This window comes from Bacillus sp. FSL L8-0152, from assembly GCF_038006365.1.
In the GTDB taxonomy this organism is placed as follows: Bacteria; Bacillota; Bacilli; order Bacillales; family Bacillaceae_G; genus Bacillus_A; species Bacillus_A cereus.
Genome location: NZ_JBBOVB010000001.1, coordinates 1,402,384 through 1,421,271, shown reverse-complemented (window position 1 = coordinate 1,421,271; position 18,888 = coordinate 1,402,384). Strand labels below are relative to the sequence as shown.

The following is an 18,888-nucleotide window of genomic DNA, read 5'->3' as shown; positions in this document are numbered from 1 at the left end:
CCCTTTCTTTCTATTAACGATTATCAATTGTTTCCGGATATAGATCGTGGTTCATCATGCGGTAGTCAGCCATTTGTTCATACTTCGTCCCTGGGCGACCGTAGTTGCAGTATGGATCAATTGAAATGCCACCACGTGGTGTGAATTTCCCCCATACCTCAATATAACGTGGATCCATTAATTTAATTAAATCGTTCATAATAACGTTCATGCAATCTTCGTGGAAATCACCATGATTGCGGAAACTAAATAAATACAACTTTAAAGATTTACTCTCTACCATTTTTTGCTCTGGAATATAGCTAATATAAATTGTTGCAAAATCTGGTTGTCCTGTTTTCGGACATAAACTTGTAAATTCAGGACAATTGAATTTTACAAAATAATCACGGTTTGGATGATTATTATCAAATACCTCTAATATTTCTGGGCTATATTCAAATAAATATTTTGTATTTTGATTTCCTAATAATGTTACATCTTTTAAATCTTCATCTAATCTTCCAGTCATTTTAAACATCCCTTCTCGTTATACGCCGCGTTTATTTCCCCATACTAACGCATGAAGCTGAGGCAATACTTTTGCATCATTCATCTCTTTACAATTTACAGCTTTATCAATCAGCCACTCATACTTATCTAATAATTTTTTAATAAGCATCGCATCATCCACTGTTTTTGTATCATCGTTTCCTACTTGCAGGAAAAATGGTACACCTGGATAACGTTCGTGCATCTTAACTGCATATTCAAAATCATGATCATCGAATACTACTACTTTTAAACTAATATCTTTTCCTGCTAGTTTCTGAATAATAGCATCTAACTTCTGAAAATCTGTTTTCATCGTCGAACTTGGTGGTTTTGGAGAAATTGTTACCTCATCAATTTGAAGTAACCAATCTTGCCATTTACTCCCTTGCGTTTCAATTGCCGTTCGCATTCCATTTTCTTTTAATATTGAAAGAAGAAACTCAATATTTTTCAGTAATGCCGGATTTCCGCCTGAAATCGTAACATGAGAAAAATTTTCTCCTCCAATTGCAACAAGCTCATCCCAAATATCTTCTGGTGTCATCTGTCTAATTTGATCTTTAGCTGATCCATCCCACGTAAAAGCAGAATCACACCAAGCACAGCTATAATCACAACCAGCTGTACGGATAAACATTGTCTTTTGCCCTACAACCATTCCTTCACCTTGAATAGTCGGACCGAATATTTCTAAGACAGGGATTTTACTCATCAAGCATCCACTCCCGTCTTACTTCCGCATAACTAGTCGGCGTCTCAAAGAGACGAACAAATTCAACGCGAGCTCCTTTATATTCGTTCACTCGATTCTCTTTTGTTAGTGCTTCTGCCATCTTTTCATAAATCCAAACGACCATATTTTCAGCAGTCGTATTCATTGCAGGTAACGTTTCGTTTAAATAACGATGATCTAAATAAATTTCGATTTCATTCTTCCAAATTTCTTTTATATCTCCAAAGTCAATTGCAAGACCTATTTCATTTACATATCCACTAATTCCAAATACAACTTTATATGTGTGACCATGTAAGTTTTTACATTTCCCTTCATAACAGTGTAAATGGTGTGCTGCATCAAATGTAAATTCCTTGCTGACCATTACTCTTTTATTATGGTATTTGAGTTGTTTACGCTGAATATCCTTGTCCATTTTTTGCAAATTCTCTACGATGCGAAATCCAAAAAAGTTATCCATTAGTTGTTCGCTCCTTCGCGTTCTTGTAGGTACGTATCTAATCCTGCTTTACGAAGTTGACATGCTGGACATTCACCGCAACCATCACCAATGATTCCGTTATAACATGTTAATGTTTTTTCCCGAACAAACTCAAATGCTCCAAGTTCATCTGATAATTTCCATGTTTCAGCTTTATCAATCCACATAAGTGGCGTGTGAATGACAAACGGGTAATCCATAGATAAATTTAAAGTAACGTTTAACGATTTCACAAACACGTCACGGCAGTCTGGATAACCACTGAAATCAGTTTCACATACACCGGTTACAATATGACGTGCTCCAACTTGTTTTGCCAATACAGCAGCAAATGATAGGAAGAGTAAATTTCGTCCATCTACAAATGTCGACGGCAATTCACCTTCTTCATGTGTAATCTCCATATCCGTTCTCGTTAACGCATTTGGAGCAAGTTGATTTAATAGACTCATATCTAGTACCGTATGCTTTATTCCTAGCTCTTTTGCAATTTCCGCTGCACAATCAATTTCTAGCTTATGACGTTGATTGTAATTAAATGTTACAGCTTCTACCTCCGCAAACTGCTCTATTGCCCAAAATAAACATGTCGTACTATCTTGTCCTCCACTAAAAACAACAACTGCTTTTTCTTTTTTCATTTCACTCATTCTCCTTCTCTACTATAAATAAGAAGAAAGAACGTTCTTGAACTGTCACAATAAAAAAACAAAACAATACCTAAGGATATTGTTGTTTCCATAGTTTTTTATAGAGGGAGTTCGCGAACCTCTCCCGCGCGGTGCACGGAATTTCTTCTTTCATTGACACAGCTTATTGTAACATATTGTATACTAGCGTAAAAATTTCTGATTTTTCCGCTATTTATCATTTCATTTCTTTCATTTTATAGTATGATTAATTTAATATAAGAAGAGAGGAGGCATCCCACTGAAATCCTTTATTATTTATCTCTTTTTAAATATATTATTCATCCTGATTACAATGCTCGTATATCATTTATTTTGGAATCAAAAAGGGAAACGCTCTCCTAAATTAAATTCAGCTATATTCATTGTACTCTGTTGCCTCGCTACCGTACTCTGTATTACATTTGCAGCAAAAACAAATAATGGTTTTCAATTTGATATGCGCCATATTGTATTAATTGTCGGTACATTAACGGGAGGGCCTATTGCTGGTGGTTCTATCTTAGTTGTATTAAACATATATCGCTTATTATTAGGTGGGATCGGTGTTTTCCCATCTCTTATCGGTTCTGTTCTTCTATTTATTGTTCTACTATTAACATATAAATTTTTCAATCGAACTTCTAATCGTATAAAAATAACACTTGCTATTATCTACAGTCTCACATACGGATTTAGTTGGATACCCTTCTTCCTTTCAAAGGTTACAAATAAGACTGATTATATACCGCATATTATTGTGTATGAGTTATGTTCAATGCTTGGTACGATTCTAATTTTATATTTACTACACATATTACAAACTCAAGTTCGTCTCCAAAACGAACTTATAAATGCTGAAAAATTTCATTTAATTGGTGAAATGGCAGCGTCTATCTCTCATGAAATTCGCAATCCATTAACTTCAACAAAAGGGTTTTTACAACTGTTACAATCAGATACATGCACTGAGCAGGAACGAAAATTATATATCGACATTGCCATTAACGGCATTGAACAAGCAAATCATGTTCTTACAGATTATTTAACCTTTGCTAAACCAAGCATTGAAAAAGAACAAACATTACAGTTAGAAGAAGAATTACTACATGCATTGTCGTTAATTACACCGCTTGCTAATTTAACAAATGTACGTACTCATTATATAAAGCAAAGCACTTCTTTTTTTATCGCTGGAGAAAAGCAAAAACTAAATCAATGTTTATTAAATATTTTAAAAAATTGTATTGAGGCTATGCCAAAAGGCGGTGATCTTTATTTCACATTAGTTCCTGATCATAAGCATATTCAGTTATATATAAAAGATACAGGAGTCGGTATGGATTCAGAACAAGTAAAACGTCTTGGCTCGCCTTTCTATTCAACGAAAGAAAAAGGCACTGGACTTGGAATGATGGTCGTATTCAGTGTTGTTCAAGCTATGAATGGAAAAATTGATATTATAAGTGAAAAAGGAATCGGTACAACCTTTTTATTAACTTTTCCACTCATACAAAAAACGTGATGAAATAATCATCACGTTTTTTCTGTTCCTTCAACTAATTCAGCAAAAGCTTTCACTTTTCCGTGCGGTTGTTGATTTTCTTTACGCGCTTTCCAGGCGCGCTCTTCTTCTCGCTTCTTCTTAGACATATTTTTTCAACTCCTTCTTTTCTTTCTCCATGTAGTATTCCAAAATAAGAAAGAAAACTATGCACGTATCAAAAAAAGAAGTGGTTTCCCACTTCTTCCACTTTAGCGCTGCAAAATTGCATGTTTCGCCTCTTTTAATTGCGTAAGATGTCTTTGTTCATGCAAATCAAGAAATTGAACCCATTGATACAAATTCAGATCATTAAAAACAGGATGCTTTAATCCATTTTCAAATAGATCTTTTTCATCTATAACACTATGAAGCGCATGTAATAGTTCTTGTCGTGAATGTTCTAGTAATTGAATTCCTTGCTGTTTTTTCATTAAAGTTTCTGTTGGTTGCATTTGCTGAGGAGCTTCTCGTTTATGTGTGCGATCAAGCGTAAGTTGGAGGTCTTTAAATGGAGTCATGTTTCTTTCATTTTTTTGTAAAGCATATACAAGGGCAGACGTGACAGATTGTTCAACTAAATGCAAGTGGTGTAAAATTTGAATAATACTCCATTTATCACGGCGTGGCTTTACATTCACTTCTGTATCATTTAACATTTCAATTTCTGATAATAGCGTGCTTCGAGTAGACTGTAATGAGCTTACTAAACTTTCTAAACTCACATCCATATTAGATTGAAGCATACTTCTTTCCCCCCTTTTTGTTGGTGAAAAGAGGTGCTCCTTATTAGAAACACCTCTTTAGTATTCTGAATTTTCTTTTATTATCTCATCATTTTCCCATTATGTCGATGTTAAACATGTGAAAAAAAGCGCATGTTTTTTACAATTTTGTGTCGTCAATCGCATGTAACCATGCTTCAATTTCTGTAATAACACTTTTCACACAGCCTTCAGCAAATGGTGATGTTAAATTTGCAACTTCTACTAATTCTAAGAACGATTTACTTCCACCTTGTTGGCACAGATTCACATAATCTTCCCATGCCTCTTGTCTATTATCTCTTGCACGTTTCCAAAATTGTAGCGCACAAATTTGAGCAAGCGTGTAATCAATATAATAGAAAGGTGAGCTATAAATATGCCCTTGACGTTGCCAAAAACCACCGCGCTCTAAATAATCATTATCCTCATAATCACGATGCGGTAAATATTTCTTCTCTATGTTACGCCACGCTGTCTTACGCTCTTCAGGTGATGCTTCAGGATTTTCATATACATAATGTTGATATTCATCAACAGATACACCATAAGGTAAAAACAGAAGTGCTGAACTTAAGTGAGAGAAGTAATATTTATCTGCATCTTCTTCAAAGAATAGCTTCATCCATGGCCATGTAAAGAATTCCATACTCATAGAGTGGATTTCACATGCCTCATATGTTGGCCAATTATATTCTGGAATTTCAAATTTACGACTTTCATATACTTGGAAAGCATGACCTGCTTCATGTGTTAATACATCAATGTCACCAGATGTTCCATTGAAGTTTGAGAAAATAAACGGCGCTTTATAATTCTCAATATATGTACAATATCCGCCACCAGCTTTTCCTTTTTTCGCAACTAAATCTAATAAATCGTTATCTAGCATGAAATTGAAAAATTCATCTGTTTCAGCCGATAACTCTTTATACATCGTCTTTCCATGATCAACAATCCAATCCGCATCTCCTTTTGGAGTTGGGTTACCTGTAGCAAACTCAAAGTTTTCGTCGTAATAAGCTAACTTCTCTACACCGATACGTGCTTGTTGTCGCTTTCTTAATTCCGTTGTAACGGGAACGATATAATCCAGCACTTGCTGACGGTAATTAGCCACCATCTCCGCATTATAATCTGTACGGTACATTCTTGCATATCCAAGTTCAACAAAGGTTTTGAAACCTAAAGATTTTGCGATTTTCGTTCTCACTTTAACAAGCTCATCATAAATACGATCTAGTTCTTCCTCATTTCCAGCTAAAAATCCGTAGTATGCTTCACTTGCTGCTTTACGTTCGCTTCTTTCTTTTCCTTGCATAAACGGAATCAATTGCGATAACGTTCTTTCTTCTCCAGCAAAGTCAATTTTTGCAGATGCTAATAACTGTGTATATTGCGACGATAATTTATTTTCTAATTGTAAATCTTTCACGACTTCATCTGAATATGTTTTTAAATCACATTCTGCTAGAGCAAATAATTGTTTTCCATAATACGCCTCTAATTCTTCACGAAATGGAGAATTAATAAGTGCCTTATAATATTTTGTACCATATCCTTGTACAACTGGAGAGAATTCATCAAAGAAATCCTGCTCCTCCTTATAAAAAGTATCCGTCGTATCAACAGAATGGCGAATGTAACAAAGGTTTCCCATTGTACCAAAATCGTTGCGAATTTCATTAATTGAATGAATGACTTGTTTTTGTTCTTCTACAGTTTTTGCGTTATCAAACTTCTCTAAAGCAACAGTAAATTTCTCTTTTAACTCTTCAATATTTGGGCGTTTATATTCATAGTCTTTAAATGACATGAACGAGCCTCCTCTCCATTACATACCTTTATTATAATTCAATACGTATTCTCGAATTCCCTCTTAATTTTCAACAAAATTCGGCAGTGACTACTCTGAGTTCATTGCAAATAAAAAAGCCCTGGATTTATTTATCCAAAGCTCCTTTGGAACATATTATTATTTTTCATACTTCCCAATTTTTTTTAATAGATCAAGTAATTCATCTTTTTCATCTTTCGTTAACATTTCAAAAGACTGATGTATAACTTTCTCATGCCCCGGAAAAATAGAAGCAATAAAGCTCTCGCCAGACTCAGTTAATTGCGCGTAAATAACACGTCTGTCATTCGGACATGGGATTCTCTTTACTAATCCCTTTTTCTCCAGCTTATCTACAACATATGTAATGCTGCCACTGGCTATTAAAATGCGCTCACCAATTTGCTGGAGTGGTTGACCGCCTTTATGATATAGCAGTTCTAATACAGCAAATTCAGTTGGATTTAATCCGTTACTTTGTATAGATTTATTTGTAGTATCCATAACAGAACGATGTACACGAGATAATGCAATAAATACTTTTAAAGATTGAGAAATATCTTCTCGTTCATTATTTGATGTCATACAACTTTCAACCCTTCACTTAAATTCTCACCAATAAAAAGAAAATGCCACTTCATACTTCATGTGAATTCCGAATGAGCATTCACTCATCCATTTCCTCTCCCCTAATATATTAAGAATCATTCTTGAATAAAAACATGACAATTTTAACATAGTTTATATATAATGATAATAAAAAAAGAAGGAGTACCACATTTGAAAGTCAAATTCCAAAGCATAATTATATATATATTGCTTGTTATCCTACCGACAATAGGGATTGGTGCTACATTTTATTCGTATCATACATATAAAATGAAACAGGAAAACAAATTATCCGCTCATACAGTTCTCTTTTTATATAGAGATTATTTAGATCATCATCTTGGTGAAGCAATTTCTGCTTTAGACATGCTTGCAAAAGTTGTAGGCACCGAGACTGGTAATATAAACGGCATTAAACAAATTGTACATGATACAGATGGGAACGATGCACGCTTTTCTGGTTTATATTACGCTACACCAGAAGGGGTCATTACAATCGCATCTGAAGATGAATCAAAGCCTATAGATGTTTCAGACCGTAAATATATTCAAGACGTGCTACAAACTAAAAAAACCACTGTATCATCAGTCATTACTGATCGCGTTCTTGGACATAAAGCTATTATGATTGCTACCCCCATATTCAATAAACAGAAAGAGCTCTCAGGATTATTATTAGCTAGTTTACGCTTTGATTACATTTCATCTTCTTTAAATGCCATTAAACCACAATACCATTTTGAGGTAACTGATAAACATGATGTAGTGTTTCTAACCGATGATAATAACGACACAAGTGATACGCATTCTAATATGCTTACTACCCCACTCCAAAGATTAAATTGGAAGGTCTCTGTTTCTCCATTACCTATTCATCAGAAAACCTTATACCAGTGGGTTGCAATAGAGTGTATCGCTACTTTATTTTTAATGTCTATTTTATTTTTACTTGCTCAATATATGTTGTTAAAACGTCAAACAAAACTTGAAAGACAACAAAACGAACTACAGAAAATTGAATTAGTTGGAACTTTTGCAGCAAGTACAGCACACGAAATCCGTAATCCTCTTACTGGAATTAAAGGACTCGTCGCTCTATTAAAAGAGAAATATAAAGATGAACAAGATCAGTTCTACTTTTCCGTAATTGAACAAGAAATAGAGCGAATCAATGAAATTGTAAGTGAATTTCTTATTCTCGGAAAGCCAACCGCCATCATCGAACAAACATATGATGTAAGAACAATTCTAAATGAGGTAGCATTAATTATTCAATCTGAGGCGAATTTACATAACATTGTATTCCATTTACATTTGCCAGACCATCCTGTTCATATCCGTTGTTCGAAAGACCATATGAAACAAGTGGTTTTAAACATTACAAAAAATGCAATTGAGGCTATGACTTCTAATGATACACTAACCATTGTAGTAAAAAACAATGAAACACATGCACAATTGCAGATTATAGATACTGGGAAAGGGATTCCACAACATATTCAAAAACACCTCTTTCATCCGTTCTTTACTAATAAAGATACTGGAACAGGTCTTGGACTTGTCATATGTAAACGAATTGTAGAGATGTATAATGGGCATATTTTTATTGACAGTACAGAAAACGAAGGAACGACAGTTCATATCGAAATTCCGTTACACATAGTATAATTATCCTTATCCTATAAGGGTAATTATACTTATTTCATAAAACCAGCGACAAGCATTCGCCAAAAATTATTTGATTTTCCTTCATACCCGATTTGGAAAATAGGTATTTTTATAATTGAAAACCATTTCGGTGTTTGTTTTTCTTTATAACACTGATATTGTAAAATAAGCTTGTCCAATTCTTGACTAACTTGAATTGTCTCCTTACTATTTAGCCCACTTGTTAATCCTAGTTGAATCATTTCTTCACGTTTCATATGAATATCACGTGAAAGCTTTTCTAATGTGTACTTCCTTTTTACAGTAAACATCCATATCCCCCTTATTATACTTCCATGCTCTCAAGTTCACTTCTCCATTGACTTTTTTAACTACTTAATCATATGCAAATTTGAAGAATCAGAAAATTTAACATTTTCTCCCTGTAATTTACAAATCTTTACCCTCACTTTGAGAATTATTACAAATTATTCTATCTTTGTAAATACATTCGCAATAATAGACATTTTTTTCATCTTCTTTTTTTACAAATTCTACGTAAACCGGGGATTCTTAATTTTCCACCTACTTTTCTTCGACATTTTTTGTTTAATTTATATAAAAAAGCAAAACATAATGATGATTGATAAAGTGAAACTTTCATCAGTGTTTTTTGTTCAGCCCCACTGATTATTAGCATTCACCAATCGAGCGTTTATTGACAGTGAATCTCCCACCTATCCAGCCCAATGTTGAGGTGGGAGTCTTACTACCCACAAATAGCGGGATAACAAGAGAAAGGAAATATTTATATGCGAAAATATACGATTGCATTATTCATCATTATTTTGTTTTTACCGTCCTTCTTATTTCCTATTCAAGCAACTGCTCATACGAATAAAGTTGCTATTGTCATTGATGATTTCGGCAATAATATGAAGGGGACTAATCAAATGTTGTCACTTCCAATTCCACTAACTGTTGCTGTTATGCCTTTTCTTCCTTCCACAAAAGAAGATGCAATAGCTGCCCATAAAAAAGGTCATGAAGTTATTATACATATGCCAATGGAACCTATTAAAGGTAAAAAAGAATGGCTTGGACCAAAAGCCATTACAACCGATTTAAGCGATGAAGAAATAAACAACCGACTTGAACAAGCAATTCAAGAAGTTCCGCATGCAATTGGAATGAACAATCATATGGGGTCAAAAGTAACAGCAGATGAAAGAATTGTTCGCCTTATACTTGCTGCTTGTAAAAAACACGGTTTATTTTACTTAGATAGTAAAACGAATCCTAATAGTGTCGTCCCAAAAATAGGAAAAGAATTAGGAGTTCCTATTATTGAAAACCAACTATTTTTTGATGATGTGTATACAGCAGGACATATTTCAAAACAAGCCCAATTACTCATCAAAAAAATTCAAGAAAAGCCTATTATGGTAGCTATCGGGCATGTGGGCCCCCCAGGTGAAATTACATCACGCGTTATTGAAACTTCTATCCCTAAAATTCGTGAGCATGCAGACTTTATTTTTTTATCTGATCTAGCATTATCCCCGCCTCCTGTTTCAAAATAAAGTTCATTACTCACATATAACCAGCCCTCACCAATCGGGCTTTTACGGGAAGCCCCCCATTGCTTTCACTGAATTTTGAGGTGGGGATCTTACCGCCCACAAATAACGGGACAAAAAAGTACCTATCTGTATATAACAGATAGGTACTTTTTTTTTAACTTAAATATAATCTACATGACTCACTCTGAATCCTTTTTTCTCTATTTTTCCGATTAATTGCTTTAATCTTGTTTCATCTAACTCATCTGATATATTTACAATAACCCGACGGATATATTGATCACCGTTATCGAGTGTAAACAAACCACCGATATTATATGCTTTTAACAATGTCCCAAGCTCTTTAATCGTCCCCTTACAATCTTGTGTTGCAATTGTTAATATATAACCACCTGTTCGCATACCAAATGAATCTTCAATAACATCAAATATATTCGAATGCGTTAACATACCGACAAATTCATTATAATCATTTAGCACGGCTAAAAACGGAAGCCGACGAATTACATAAAAGGCTCTGAAGAAGGAATCCTTTTCAAAAATAAATGCATCGGAATTGTCAAGCATATCTCCTGCACTTACATGATCTAATCCGCTATTGCATTTTTTTTCTAATAAATCTACTTTATAAATAATCCCCGTGAATTTCTTCTCATCTTCTGCTAATACCGGGATGGCTCGAAATCCCGTTTCGTTCATCATTTGCAGTGCCTCTTCACCAGAATCATTTATTTTGCAAAATGTTACTTGCTGCTTTGGCAGAAAATGATATTTAACTCGCAAAATATGTTCCTCCTTACATGTCAACATGTAATCTATATATAATAAGGAGACCTATATTTTATGAGTGAAATTATTTTTAAAACGCTTTCATTTATTTATTAACTTGTATCCATATCACATACATTTTTATATAACAGAGCTCCTTGCGCCTTTAATCATTAATAACTTTACATGATAGTTCATTAAATATTCTATACCCTCTAGCCATTTTTTCGATTCTTCTGGCGTTTTCCCCCACACAATCATGCCATAATTATGAACAAGAACTACTCCTCCACCTTCAATGAAATTCGGAACATTACTTTCTAATAAATCAGCGAATTTTTTTTCATCTTCTACAATTGGAATTGTCATTTCTGTTATACCTTCTTTTCCGAAAACACGCTCCACACTGCGTTTATCGAACGTTACTTCTCCTTCTTCTCCATATAACTCTGATATTAAATGACTATCTACAGTCTGCACTTGTAAAATACATCCTGCACTACTTTTTTTATAAATATCTGCATGCATAAATGACTCTGCAGCTGGTTTTTCTTCATTTTCAAATACTGACTCGCACATGCAATTTACGACAATAAAATCTTCTTCCGAAAATAGCCCTTTATCTCTTCCCTCAATATTTACTAAGAATGTTAACGGCTCTTTTGACGTACATAGCGATAAACTAATTTTGGTACCATAAAACCAATCACGAAGTGCCAATTCAGATTTCACATCTTTTAATTCATTCCATTTCTTCAGAAAAAATAACATTTCGTCACCCCCGGCATAATATTCATATAAGGTTCGAATCCTTTCTATGTAAAAGGAATATTTTTTGATTATTCTAAAAATTTAATTGAATTATCACATGAGAACGCTTTTTTGTCAATATAGTTTCGTGGTTCTTCTTTAAAATAGGCTATTCATATGTCTATACTTCTATCTATTGCCTATTTCATTTTGCACATAAAAAAATAAGCTATTCTTTAATTAAAGAATAGCTTATTTCCCTCATTTTTTATCCCGCTATTTGCCGGACAGTAAGACCCCCACTGATTAAAGTTTCACCTTATTTCTTTATTGTATTATATAAAAACTGTGCGTATTGTTCACGTGTTACGAAATTATCTCCTAAAAAGTTCCCTTCCCCGTCACCTTTTGATATTTTATTATCTACTAAAGCTTTCACATATCCTTTCGCCCAATGGCCATTTGGTATATCTTTAAAGTTCTCTGCACTATTTTCATTTTCTTTTAACTGAAATACTCTTTGTAGTACTACTGACATTTCATATCGAGTTAATACTCCATCTGGACGGAATGTATCATTTCCATACCCTGTCATAATACCAGCTTGAACTACTGCATCAATAGCCGTTTCATACATATTTCCTTTCGTATCTGTAAATGTCGTTTTTGGTTTTAGATTATTTTCTAATTTTAAGTACCTTTGTATTAGAAGTGCTACTTGTCCACGAGTAATGTTATCCCCAAATCCAAATTCACCATTTCCATAGCCTATAAATAACTTTTCTTTCGCTAAGTAATTAATTGCTTCTTCTGACCAATGTCCTTTTGGTACATCTTTAAATTCTACCACTTCTGTTTTCTCATCTTCTTTAGATGTATTACCGTCTTTACTTTCTACTACATTTTGAATAACAGATCCTGTAAAGAAAATTCCTGTATCCGCGAATGGATCTTTCACACCAAATTCATATACTTTCTCACCTGGTGTACTCCATTTCACTACACCATTACTATATGTACCGTTATCGCTCTTCAGACGGATTTTCGTAGAAACCTCACCATCTTTTTCATATATAGGTACTTTTACTTCTTTATTTACTTCTGTTTCCTCTAAAAATACTTTTTGATTTTGGACATTAATATAAGCCGTCTTACTTAGTTCTATAACTGGTCGGACATCACGGATTTCATTTGCAACAAAACTTAGAAATACTAATTTTTTCAAATTGCTCACTGGTGATAAGTCTGAAATATAATTCGCTTCTAAATCAAGCTTTTGTAAGTTTACTAGACTTGATAATGGCGTAATATCCTTTAACTCATTGTTAGGTAAGTGTAATTGTTTTAACTGTGTCATCTTACTTAGAGGAGTAACATCTTTTATTTCATTTTTCCCGATCCACAATTCTTCTAATTGCTTCATTTGCTCAATGCCGGATAAATCTTTAACTTTATTACGTGTTAATACTAAGTCTGTTAAAGGTAATGAATATAACGCTTTAATATCTTCAATTTGATTACCTGCTAAAGTTAAGTATGTTACATTTTTCAAAGCGCTTAATGGAGCAACGTTCGTAATTTTATTATTTGCTAAATTCAAGTAATCTAGTTGTTCCATTTTCGCTAATGCTGTTACATCTTCTATTTGGTTGCCTGATAGATATAAACTTTTTACATTTTTCATTTCAGTTAGTGGTGTAACGTTTGTAATTTTATTATTACTTAAATCAAGAGATTCTAAATTATCCATCTTAACAAGTGGCGTTACATCTGCAAATTCATTACCACGCAAAGCTAAATGATTTAATTGCTTTAAGTTCGCAAAGAACGACGGGTCTTTTATCTTCGCATTCGCAACTGTTAAAGATTTTAAATTTGGCATATATTTTAATGCACTATAATCAAGTATCTCATTTGTATTTAAAAATAAATCCTTTACTTGTAATAACTCTTCTTTCGTAATTGGTGTATTTAAATCTTTTCTATTAAATACTTTTTTATTCACAAGTTCTCTTAATTTGTTATCTGTTATCATATTTTGATTATCAACTGGATTATCCGTTTCCGTATTGCCTGAATTAGAGTTATCATCTGGTTTCTCTGTTTCTTTGTTACCTACAGTTGGATCTTTAATTTCAAATTGAACTTGATATTTGTGATCATATCCAATAGCTGGAATAAGTATATGCATTTGCATATTGTGCTTCTTCTCAAACTCGCCAATTTCAAATTGGACTACTTTCGTTCCGTTCTTCCTCTTATCTTCTGACAAAACCTTCACATCATGAAATACACCAGGCTGGTTTCTATCTTCTATTCTAAGATATTGAAAATAATCGCTATCTTGCATTGTTACAGTGACAATTTTTTTACCAGCTGCAATCGTTACTTTAGGATCTTTTATATATTGAGAAACCATAGATGGCTCGTCTTTTTGGTCCTTATATATTTTAATTTCAGTATCATACGTGCGATCACTCGCTGCTGCTACCGATTGATTTGCTTCAACTTTTAATGCCGCTAATGCTGGAGTAGAATACGTAGCAAATGGAATTGCTAATGTTGTCGCTACTACTAGCGCCTTCATATAATTTTTTTTCAAAATAATATCCCCTATCATATACAATTTTTATAATTGATAACCCTTATCAATTACCTACAAATAAATGATAATGAATATCATTATCATTGTCAATGAGAATATTACATTAAATTTATATTTTTAAAGATAAAAATAAAAAGCCCTTTATTCAAAGGGCTTTTTTACCTATCGTATGAAGAATTTCACTTTTTTCCTTCTCATTGATGACACCAATTTTTTGCAAAATATTCGCGTACAATACAAGTTTATTATATATTCGTTCTGACATGTTCTCCCTTCTTTCCTTCGACCAACTTTTTTTGTATTGGTAAATTATATGAAAGAGATGAGAAAATGTGTCCACTTTTTGCATAAATGCAAATCTTTTATTTTACGATTTGCAGACAATAAAACTCCCTCCTAAAAATTAGGCGGGAGTTTAGGTACTTTCACTTTATTTAACAAACTGTCCACTGAATATTATGCTTCATAAGTTCTTCTTCAAAACTATATGGCATTTTTTTATCACAAATTACATGTTGAATACGTGAAAATGCTGCTATACGATAATTCCCTTTCACGCCTACCTTCGTATGATCACATAAAATATATGTTTTCTCAGCTAATTTCATCATCGCCTCTGACAATTTCGCTTTCTCTAATTCAAAGCTGGAAACTCCAAAGCTAGGTAATAACCCATCAATCGAAACGAACGCTTTATGAAAATGGAATTGCTGTATTACTTGCTGAGAAATAGACCCTGATACACGCGAATGCTTTGGAGATACTTTTCCACCTATAAATAAAACTTCACCGTGAAACATCTTTTTATTAATAGAAGAAATTAATTGTGTTGCGACTGGAAATGAACTTGTTACAATCGTTAAGTTTTTACGATGAACAAGGTATGGAACCATTTGAAGCGGTGTACTTCCATCATCAATTGCAATGACATCACCATCTTCTACAAATGTCGCTGCTTTATAACCAATTCTTTTCTTCTCTTCTATATGTAGCATTTCTCTTTCTAACATTGGCGCCTCTACCCCAGCGCCTGGAAGTTGAACAGCTCCACCATACACTTTTTTCAGCTTCTTTTCACGATCTAATTCTTCTAAATATCGACGAATCGTTTCTGTTGATACAGCAAATTCTCTCGCTAATTCTGAAACCTTTACTTTTCCTTTAAATTCTACCTTTTCAAGAATGGTTCGCTTTCTTTCTTCTCCTACTACAGACATAGATTCACCTCATTTATATCTCCCTCATAAGCTTCCTTGCTTATACAAAGTTATAATTTTCTTTGTAAGTAGAAACTTCTTCATGAATATGAATACCGCGCTTTGCTAGTTCATCAAAAATTAATTGTGGATTTTCAAAAGCTTCTTCAGGCGTAACAACACCCACCCTATTTACATTTCCAGTTGCAATTAACTCTGCAGCAATCCCAAATGGAATACCGACGTTTCTCGTATACGCCCTTAATTTTTCCCATCCTACAACAGAACCATCAGATAACGGATGTGTATGATATAACACATGTCTTTGCTTCTCATTATTTTTCATACCTATTACTTCTACATGAAGTGCATAACCATAAAGCTCTGTTTCTTGTCCTTCTTTCGATTGCAATAAATACTGCGAAATACAATCCATAATGCCTATTTCTTTCCCGTTTATTTCAATCTGATCATTACGCAATATGCCGTAATCATATAAAGCACGTACAAGTTGCATATTTTGCTTCGGCCAAGTCCCTCTCGTCTCTATCAGTTTGACACCTTTATTTTCTAGTGCCTTTGCTAACGTAATCGTTTCAGAATGCGGAATGATATACTGCGTTTCCTTACCATAAGGCGCTGGCAATTCTATTTCTCTCGGACGCGCAAACGGAAGTACTTGTTTAAATTCACCATCTTCATACACTGTACGCGATGGTAAATCTGGATCATATTCATATGTCGTTGTCTCTGTAATTGAAGCAGAAAAAGCAATCGGACGATACGAACCGTGACTTACGCGGACAGACTCTACAGTATCCAGTTGATTTGCTGCATGCATTGCCATCATTTGCGTTACACCTGGCGTCATGCCAAACCCAGGCAAACATGTTTTTTCATTTTGAACAAATATAGCATGCGATTCATTTTCTTCACCAAATCCATTTAGGTTCACACCGTGGCAGCCTGCTTCTGCAATACAGCGAGTCGACAATCCGTTTAGCTTTATCGTCGTACCGTCCATTACAATGTCGTAACCTTTCATTTTTGCAACCGTATCCTCGTGATTCGTTACATCTACTTTTACAAAATCAACACGAGGATCGTTGAGCCATTCTACTACTTTACAGCCCTCTTCCTCGTTAAAATCGGCTACAGTAATCGTCTCAAAAGATGAAAATTGAACTAAATCCAAAATAGCTTCACGACAAATTTTACCTGCTCCACCTAAACAAAATACTTTCACCCAATAACAGCTCCTTTAGCAATACTATCAACTAAGCGATTAATATCTTCTTCATGTACATCACCTATATTTCCAATCCGGAACGTATCTACTTTCGAAATTTTCCCAGGGTAAATAACAAATCCATAGCATTTTAATTCGTTATATAACTGTTGAAACTCGAACTCCCCTTTTGGATAAATGAAAGATGTAATAATAGGAGATTGATATTTCTCATCTACTAGTGGCTTAAATCCGATTTCTCCCATTCTATTCACTAGTAGTTTTTGATTGTTGTAATATCGATTGTAACGCGCTCTTACTCCACCCTCTTTTTCTAGTTCAAGTAGTGCTTGATAAAAAGCATGTACAACATGTGTAGGTGAAGTAAAACGCCATTTCCCATTTTGTTTTTCCATCGTTTCCCATTGATCATATAAATCAAGAGATAAAGAGCGTCCTTGCCCTTTACACTTCAATAATTCATCACGTTTTGCGATTACAAATCCGAATCCAGGAACCCCTTGAATACACTTATTCGCACTACTAATTAAAAAATCAATTTGTAAATCAGCAATGTCTATTTCAATCCCGCCGAAACTACTCATCGCATCAACAATTGTAACCTTTCCATACTGCTTTCCTAATTTACATACATCTACAATTGGATTTATAATGCCTGTCGTTGTTTCACAATGAACAACTGCAATATGCGTAATATCTTTATCTTCTTCCAATAACTTTTCTACTTCTACAATATTAGTAGGTTCCCACTCTTCTGTTTGGCTGACCACTACATCAATCTGTAACATCTCTGCCATTTGTACAATGCGCTTACCGTACGCACCATTTGTACAAACGAGAAGCTTCCCATTTGCCGGAATAACAGAACCAATTACTGCTTCAACTGAAAACGTACCGCTTCCTTGCATTAACACTGTTGTATATTTCTCTTCTTCCTTCGTCGCTAACGATACAAGTTTAGCTCTTACTTCTTGCACCATCGTATTATATTCAACATCCCACGTACACCAATCGTATAGCATAACTTCTTTTACTGATTTTGTTGTCGTTAATGGTCCTGGTGTTAATAATAAGTAGTGATTTTCATTCATGATCCCGTACCCCTTTTATGAAATAATAAGTTCTTGTTTCTCGATATGTCCCATTACGTTTTCGAGCTCCTGCATCGTTTCAATCGTAAAATGAGCCCCATTTTCAACAAACCGATTACGAACTATTTCTATTTTTTCACGAAGCTCTACCGAATCCATACTCTCCACTTCCTCTTCCGTTAAACCGAGCTCACTACTTCCAAGAATTACACCAACTGTCCACATTCCAGCATTTCTACCTTCTTTCATATCTGATACTGTGTCCCCTACTTTTATCATATGGTTCATCGGATACACACCAAGTTCCATTGCATTTTTATAGCACATCCATGGGTATGGGCGGCCTGCTGGAACATCATCTGGCGTAACAAGAAAATCAGGTTTATATCCTTGTAACGCTGCTTCCTTTGCTACAATATCCATCATTTCTCTCGTATAACCAGTTGTTGAACCGATTTTAATGCCTCTCTTACGTAAAGAAGCGATTACTTCTTTTACCCCATCAATCGGCTTAGCATAATTTGGCAAAATAGAAAAGAGAATTTCTTCAAACTCTTCATACATCTCATGAATGTCTGCTTCTGTTGGTAAGTGACCAAAGACACGCTTCCACTCATCCGCAATACGAGGCATTTCTGTTAGTGCCCTTACATGATCTATTTTTAATAATCCCATTGGCTTACGTGCTTCTTCTGCTGTAATTTCAACGCCGCGTTTATGAAAAATCTTCATGAATACTTCTAGTGGTGCAAAGCATCCGTAATCAACCGTCGTACCTGCCCAATCAAAAATAACTGCTTCAATTTTCATTCTGTCCATCACCCTTC

General features: G+C 34.3%; 19 protein-coding genes and 1 riboswitch. Of the genes, 3 read left to right on the top strand and 16 right to left on the bottom strand.

From position 1 onward, the window contains the following. Window positions 1-13 precede the first annotated feature (13 nt). The 4 genes from queF to queC are packed head-to-tail and all read right to left on the bottom strand — an operon-like array spanning window position 14 to window position 2,392. Complete coding sequence (gene queF, locus MHH27_RS07185) at window positions 14-511, bottom strand: preQ(1) synthase (protein WP_001986050.1); 498 nt, start codon at window positions 509-511, stop codon at window positions 14-16. Between the two features lie 18 nt (window positions 512-529). Then, window positions 530-1,246, bottom strand: coding sequence for a 7-carboxy-7-deazaguanine synthase QueE (gene queE, locus MHH27_RS07180; RefSeq protein ID WP_000036299.1), 717 nt, complete (start codon window positions 1,244-1,246; stop codon window positions 530-532). Next, window positions 1,239-1,730, bottom strand: a complete 492-nt coding sequence (queD, locus tag MHH27_RS07175) for a 6-carboxytetrahydropterin synthase QueD (RefSeq protein ID WP_000368414.1) — start codon at window positions 1,728-1,730, stop codon at window positions 1,239-1,241. The genes queE and queD overlap by 8 nt, the downstream gene beginning before the upstream one ends. Further along, window positions 1,730-2,392 (bottom strand): 7-cyano-7-deazaguanine synthase QueC, encoded by a 663-nt coding sequence (gene queC, locus MHH27_RS07170; RefSeq protein WP_000711595.1) that lies wholly within the window; start codon window positions 2,390-2,392, stop codon window positions 1,730-1,732. Before queC ends, queD begins: the two co-directional genes overlap by 1 nt. A 93-nt stretch (window positions 2,393-2,485) precedes the next feature. Then, a riboswitch (PreQ1 riboswitch) is annotated at window positions 2,486-2,529 on the bottom strand. A gap of 206 nt (window positions 2,530-2,735) precedes the next feature. Here queC and kinB point away from each other — a divergent pair. Beyond that, window positions 2,736-3,944: a sporulation sensor histidine kinase KinB gene (kinB, locus tag MHH27_RS07165; RefSeq protein WP_000964151.1), complete on the top strand. Its 1,209-nt coding sequence runs from the start codon at window positions 2,736-2,738 to the stop codon at window positions 3,942-3,944. A gap of 11 nt (window positions 3,945-3,955) precedes the next feature. Here kinB and MHH27_RS07160 read toward each other — a convergent pair whose 3' ends face one another. The 4 genes from MHH27_RS07160 to MHH27_RS07145 all read right to left on the bottom strand — a co-directional run bounded on the left by MHH27_RS07160 (window position 3,956) and on the right by MHH27_RS07145 (window position 7,148). Continuing rightward, a complete protein-coding gene (locus MHH27_RS07160) occupies window positions 3,956-4,072 on the bottom strand; it encodes a DUF6254 family protein (protein WP_000038355.1) in 117 nt (38 codons plus the stop codon). A gap of 102 nt (window positions 4,073-4,174) precedes the next feature. Continuing rightward, window positions 4,175-4,708, bottom strand: coding sequence for a DinB family protein (locus MHH27_RS07155; protein WP_000941977.1), 534 nt, complete (start codon window positions 4,706-4,708; stop codon window positions 4,175-4,177). Between the two features lie 139 nt (window positions 4,709-4,847). Next, complete coding sequence (locus MHH27_RS07150) at window positions 4,848-6,542, bottom strand: M3 family oligoendopeptidase (protein ID WP_063546912.1); 1,695 nt, start codon at window positions 6,540-6,542, stop codon at window positions 4,848-4,850. Window positions 6,543-6,701: 159 nt separating this feature from the next. Continuing rightward, window positions 6,702-7,148, bottom strand: coding sequence for a MarR family winged helix-turn-helix transcriptional regulator (locus tag MHH27_RS07145; RefSeq protein ID WP_090975890.1), 447 nt, complete (start codon window positions 7,146-7,148; stop codon window positions 6,702-6,704). A gap of 195 nt (window positions 7,149-7,343) precedes the next feature. Between MHH27_RS07145 and MHH27_RS07140 the strand changes: the two genes are divergently transcribed. After that, window positions 7,344-8,840: a DUF3149 domain-containing protein gene (locus MHH27_RS07140; RefSeq protein WP_025118332.1), complete on the top strand. Its 1,497-nt coding sequence runs from the start codon at window positions 7,344-7,346 to the stop codon at window positions 8,838-8,840. A gap of 29 nt (window positions 8,841-8,869) precedes the next feature. Here MHH27_RS07140 and MHH27_RS07135 read toward each other — a convergent pair whose 3' ends face one another. Then, window positions 8,870-9,151 (bottom strand): aspartyl-phosphate phosphatase Spo0E family protein, encoded by a 282-nt coding sequence (locus MHH27_RS07135; protein ID WP_000495527.1) that lies wholly within the window; start codon window positions 9,149-9,151, stop codon window positions 8,870-8,872. 480 nt (window positions 9,152-9,631) lie between these two features. Here MHH27_RS07135 and MHH27_RS07130 point away from each other — a divergent pair, with 480 nt between their 5' ends. Beyond that, complete coding sequence (locus MHH27_RS07130; protein WP_098284167.1) at window positions 9,632-10,402, top strand: divergent polysaccharide deacetylase family protein; 771 nt, start codon at window positions 9,632-9,634, stop codon at window positions 10,400-10,402. A 159-nt stretch (window positions 10,403-10,561) separates the two neighbouring features. Here the strand turns inward: MHH27_RS07130 and cbpA are convergent, their stop codons facing one another. The 7 genes from cbpA to phnX all read right to left on the bottom strand — a co-directional run bounded on the left by cbpA (window position 10,562) and on the right by phnX (window position 18,871). Beyond that, complete coding sequence (gene cbpA / locus MHH27_RS07125; protein WP_001264204.1) at window positions 10,562-11,185, bottom strand: cyclic di-AMP binding protein CbpA; 624 nt, start codon at window positions 11,183-11,185, stop codon at window positions 10,562-10,564. A gap of 126 nt (window positions 11,186-11,311) precedes the next feature. Further along, window positions 11,312-11,941 carry a class II aldolase/adducin family protein gene (locus MHH27_RS07120; RefSeq protein WP_000895987.1) on the bottom strand — a complete coding sequence of 210 codons (630 nt, stop codon included), beginning with the start codon at window positions 11,939-11,941 and terminating at the stop codon, window positions 11,312-11,314. Window positions 11,942-12,239: 298 nt separating this feature from the next. Then, window positions 12,240-14,540: an NEAT domain-containing leucine-rich repeat protein gene (locus MHH27_RS07115; protein WP_258131796.1), complete on the bottom strand. Its 2,301-nt coding sequence runs from the start codon at window positions 14,538-14,540 to the stop codon at window positions 12,240-12,242. Between the two features lie 419 nt (window positions 14,541-14,959). Continuing rightward, a complete protein-coding gene (locus MHH27_RS07110; protein ID WP_000117666.1) occupies window positions 14,960-15,742 on the bottom strand; it encodes a DeoR/GlpR family DNA-binding transcription regulator in 783 nt (260 codons plus the stop codon). A 40-nt stretch (window positions 15,743-15,782) separates the two neighbouring features. Further along, complete coding sequence (locus MHH27_RS07105; protein WP_025118330.1) at window positions 15,783-16,967, bottom strand: saccharopine dehydrogenase family protein; 1,185 nt, start codon at window positions 16,965-16,967, stop codon at window positions 15,783-15,785. Beyond that, window positions 16,964-18,061 carry a 2-aminoethylphosphonate--pyruvate transaminase gene (gene phnW / locus MHH27_RS07100; protein ID WP_090975882.1) on the bottom strand — a complete coding sequence of 366 codons (1,098 nt, stop codon included), beginning with the start codon at window positions 18,059-18,061 and terminating at the stop codon, window positions 16,964-16,966. Before phnW ends, MHH27_RS07105 begins: the two co-directional genes overlap by 4 nt. 15 nt (window positions 18,062-18,076) lie before the next feature. Next, entirely contained in the window at window positions 18,077-18,871 is a 795-nt protein-coding gene (gene phnX / locus MHH27_RS07095; RefSeq protein WP_340942063.1) for a phosphonoacetaldehyde hydrolase, read from the bottom strand. Window positions 18,872-18,888 lie beyond the last annotated feature (17 nt).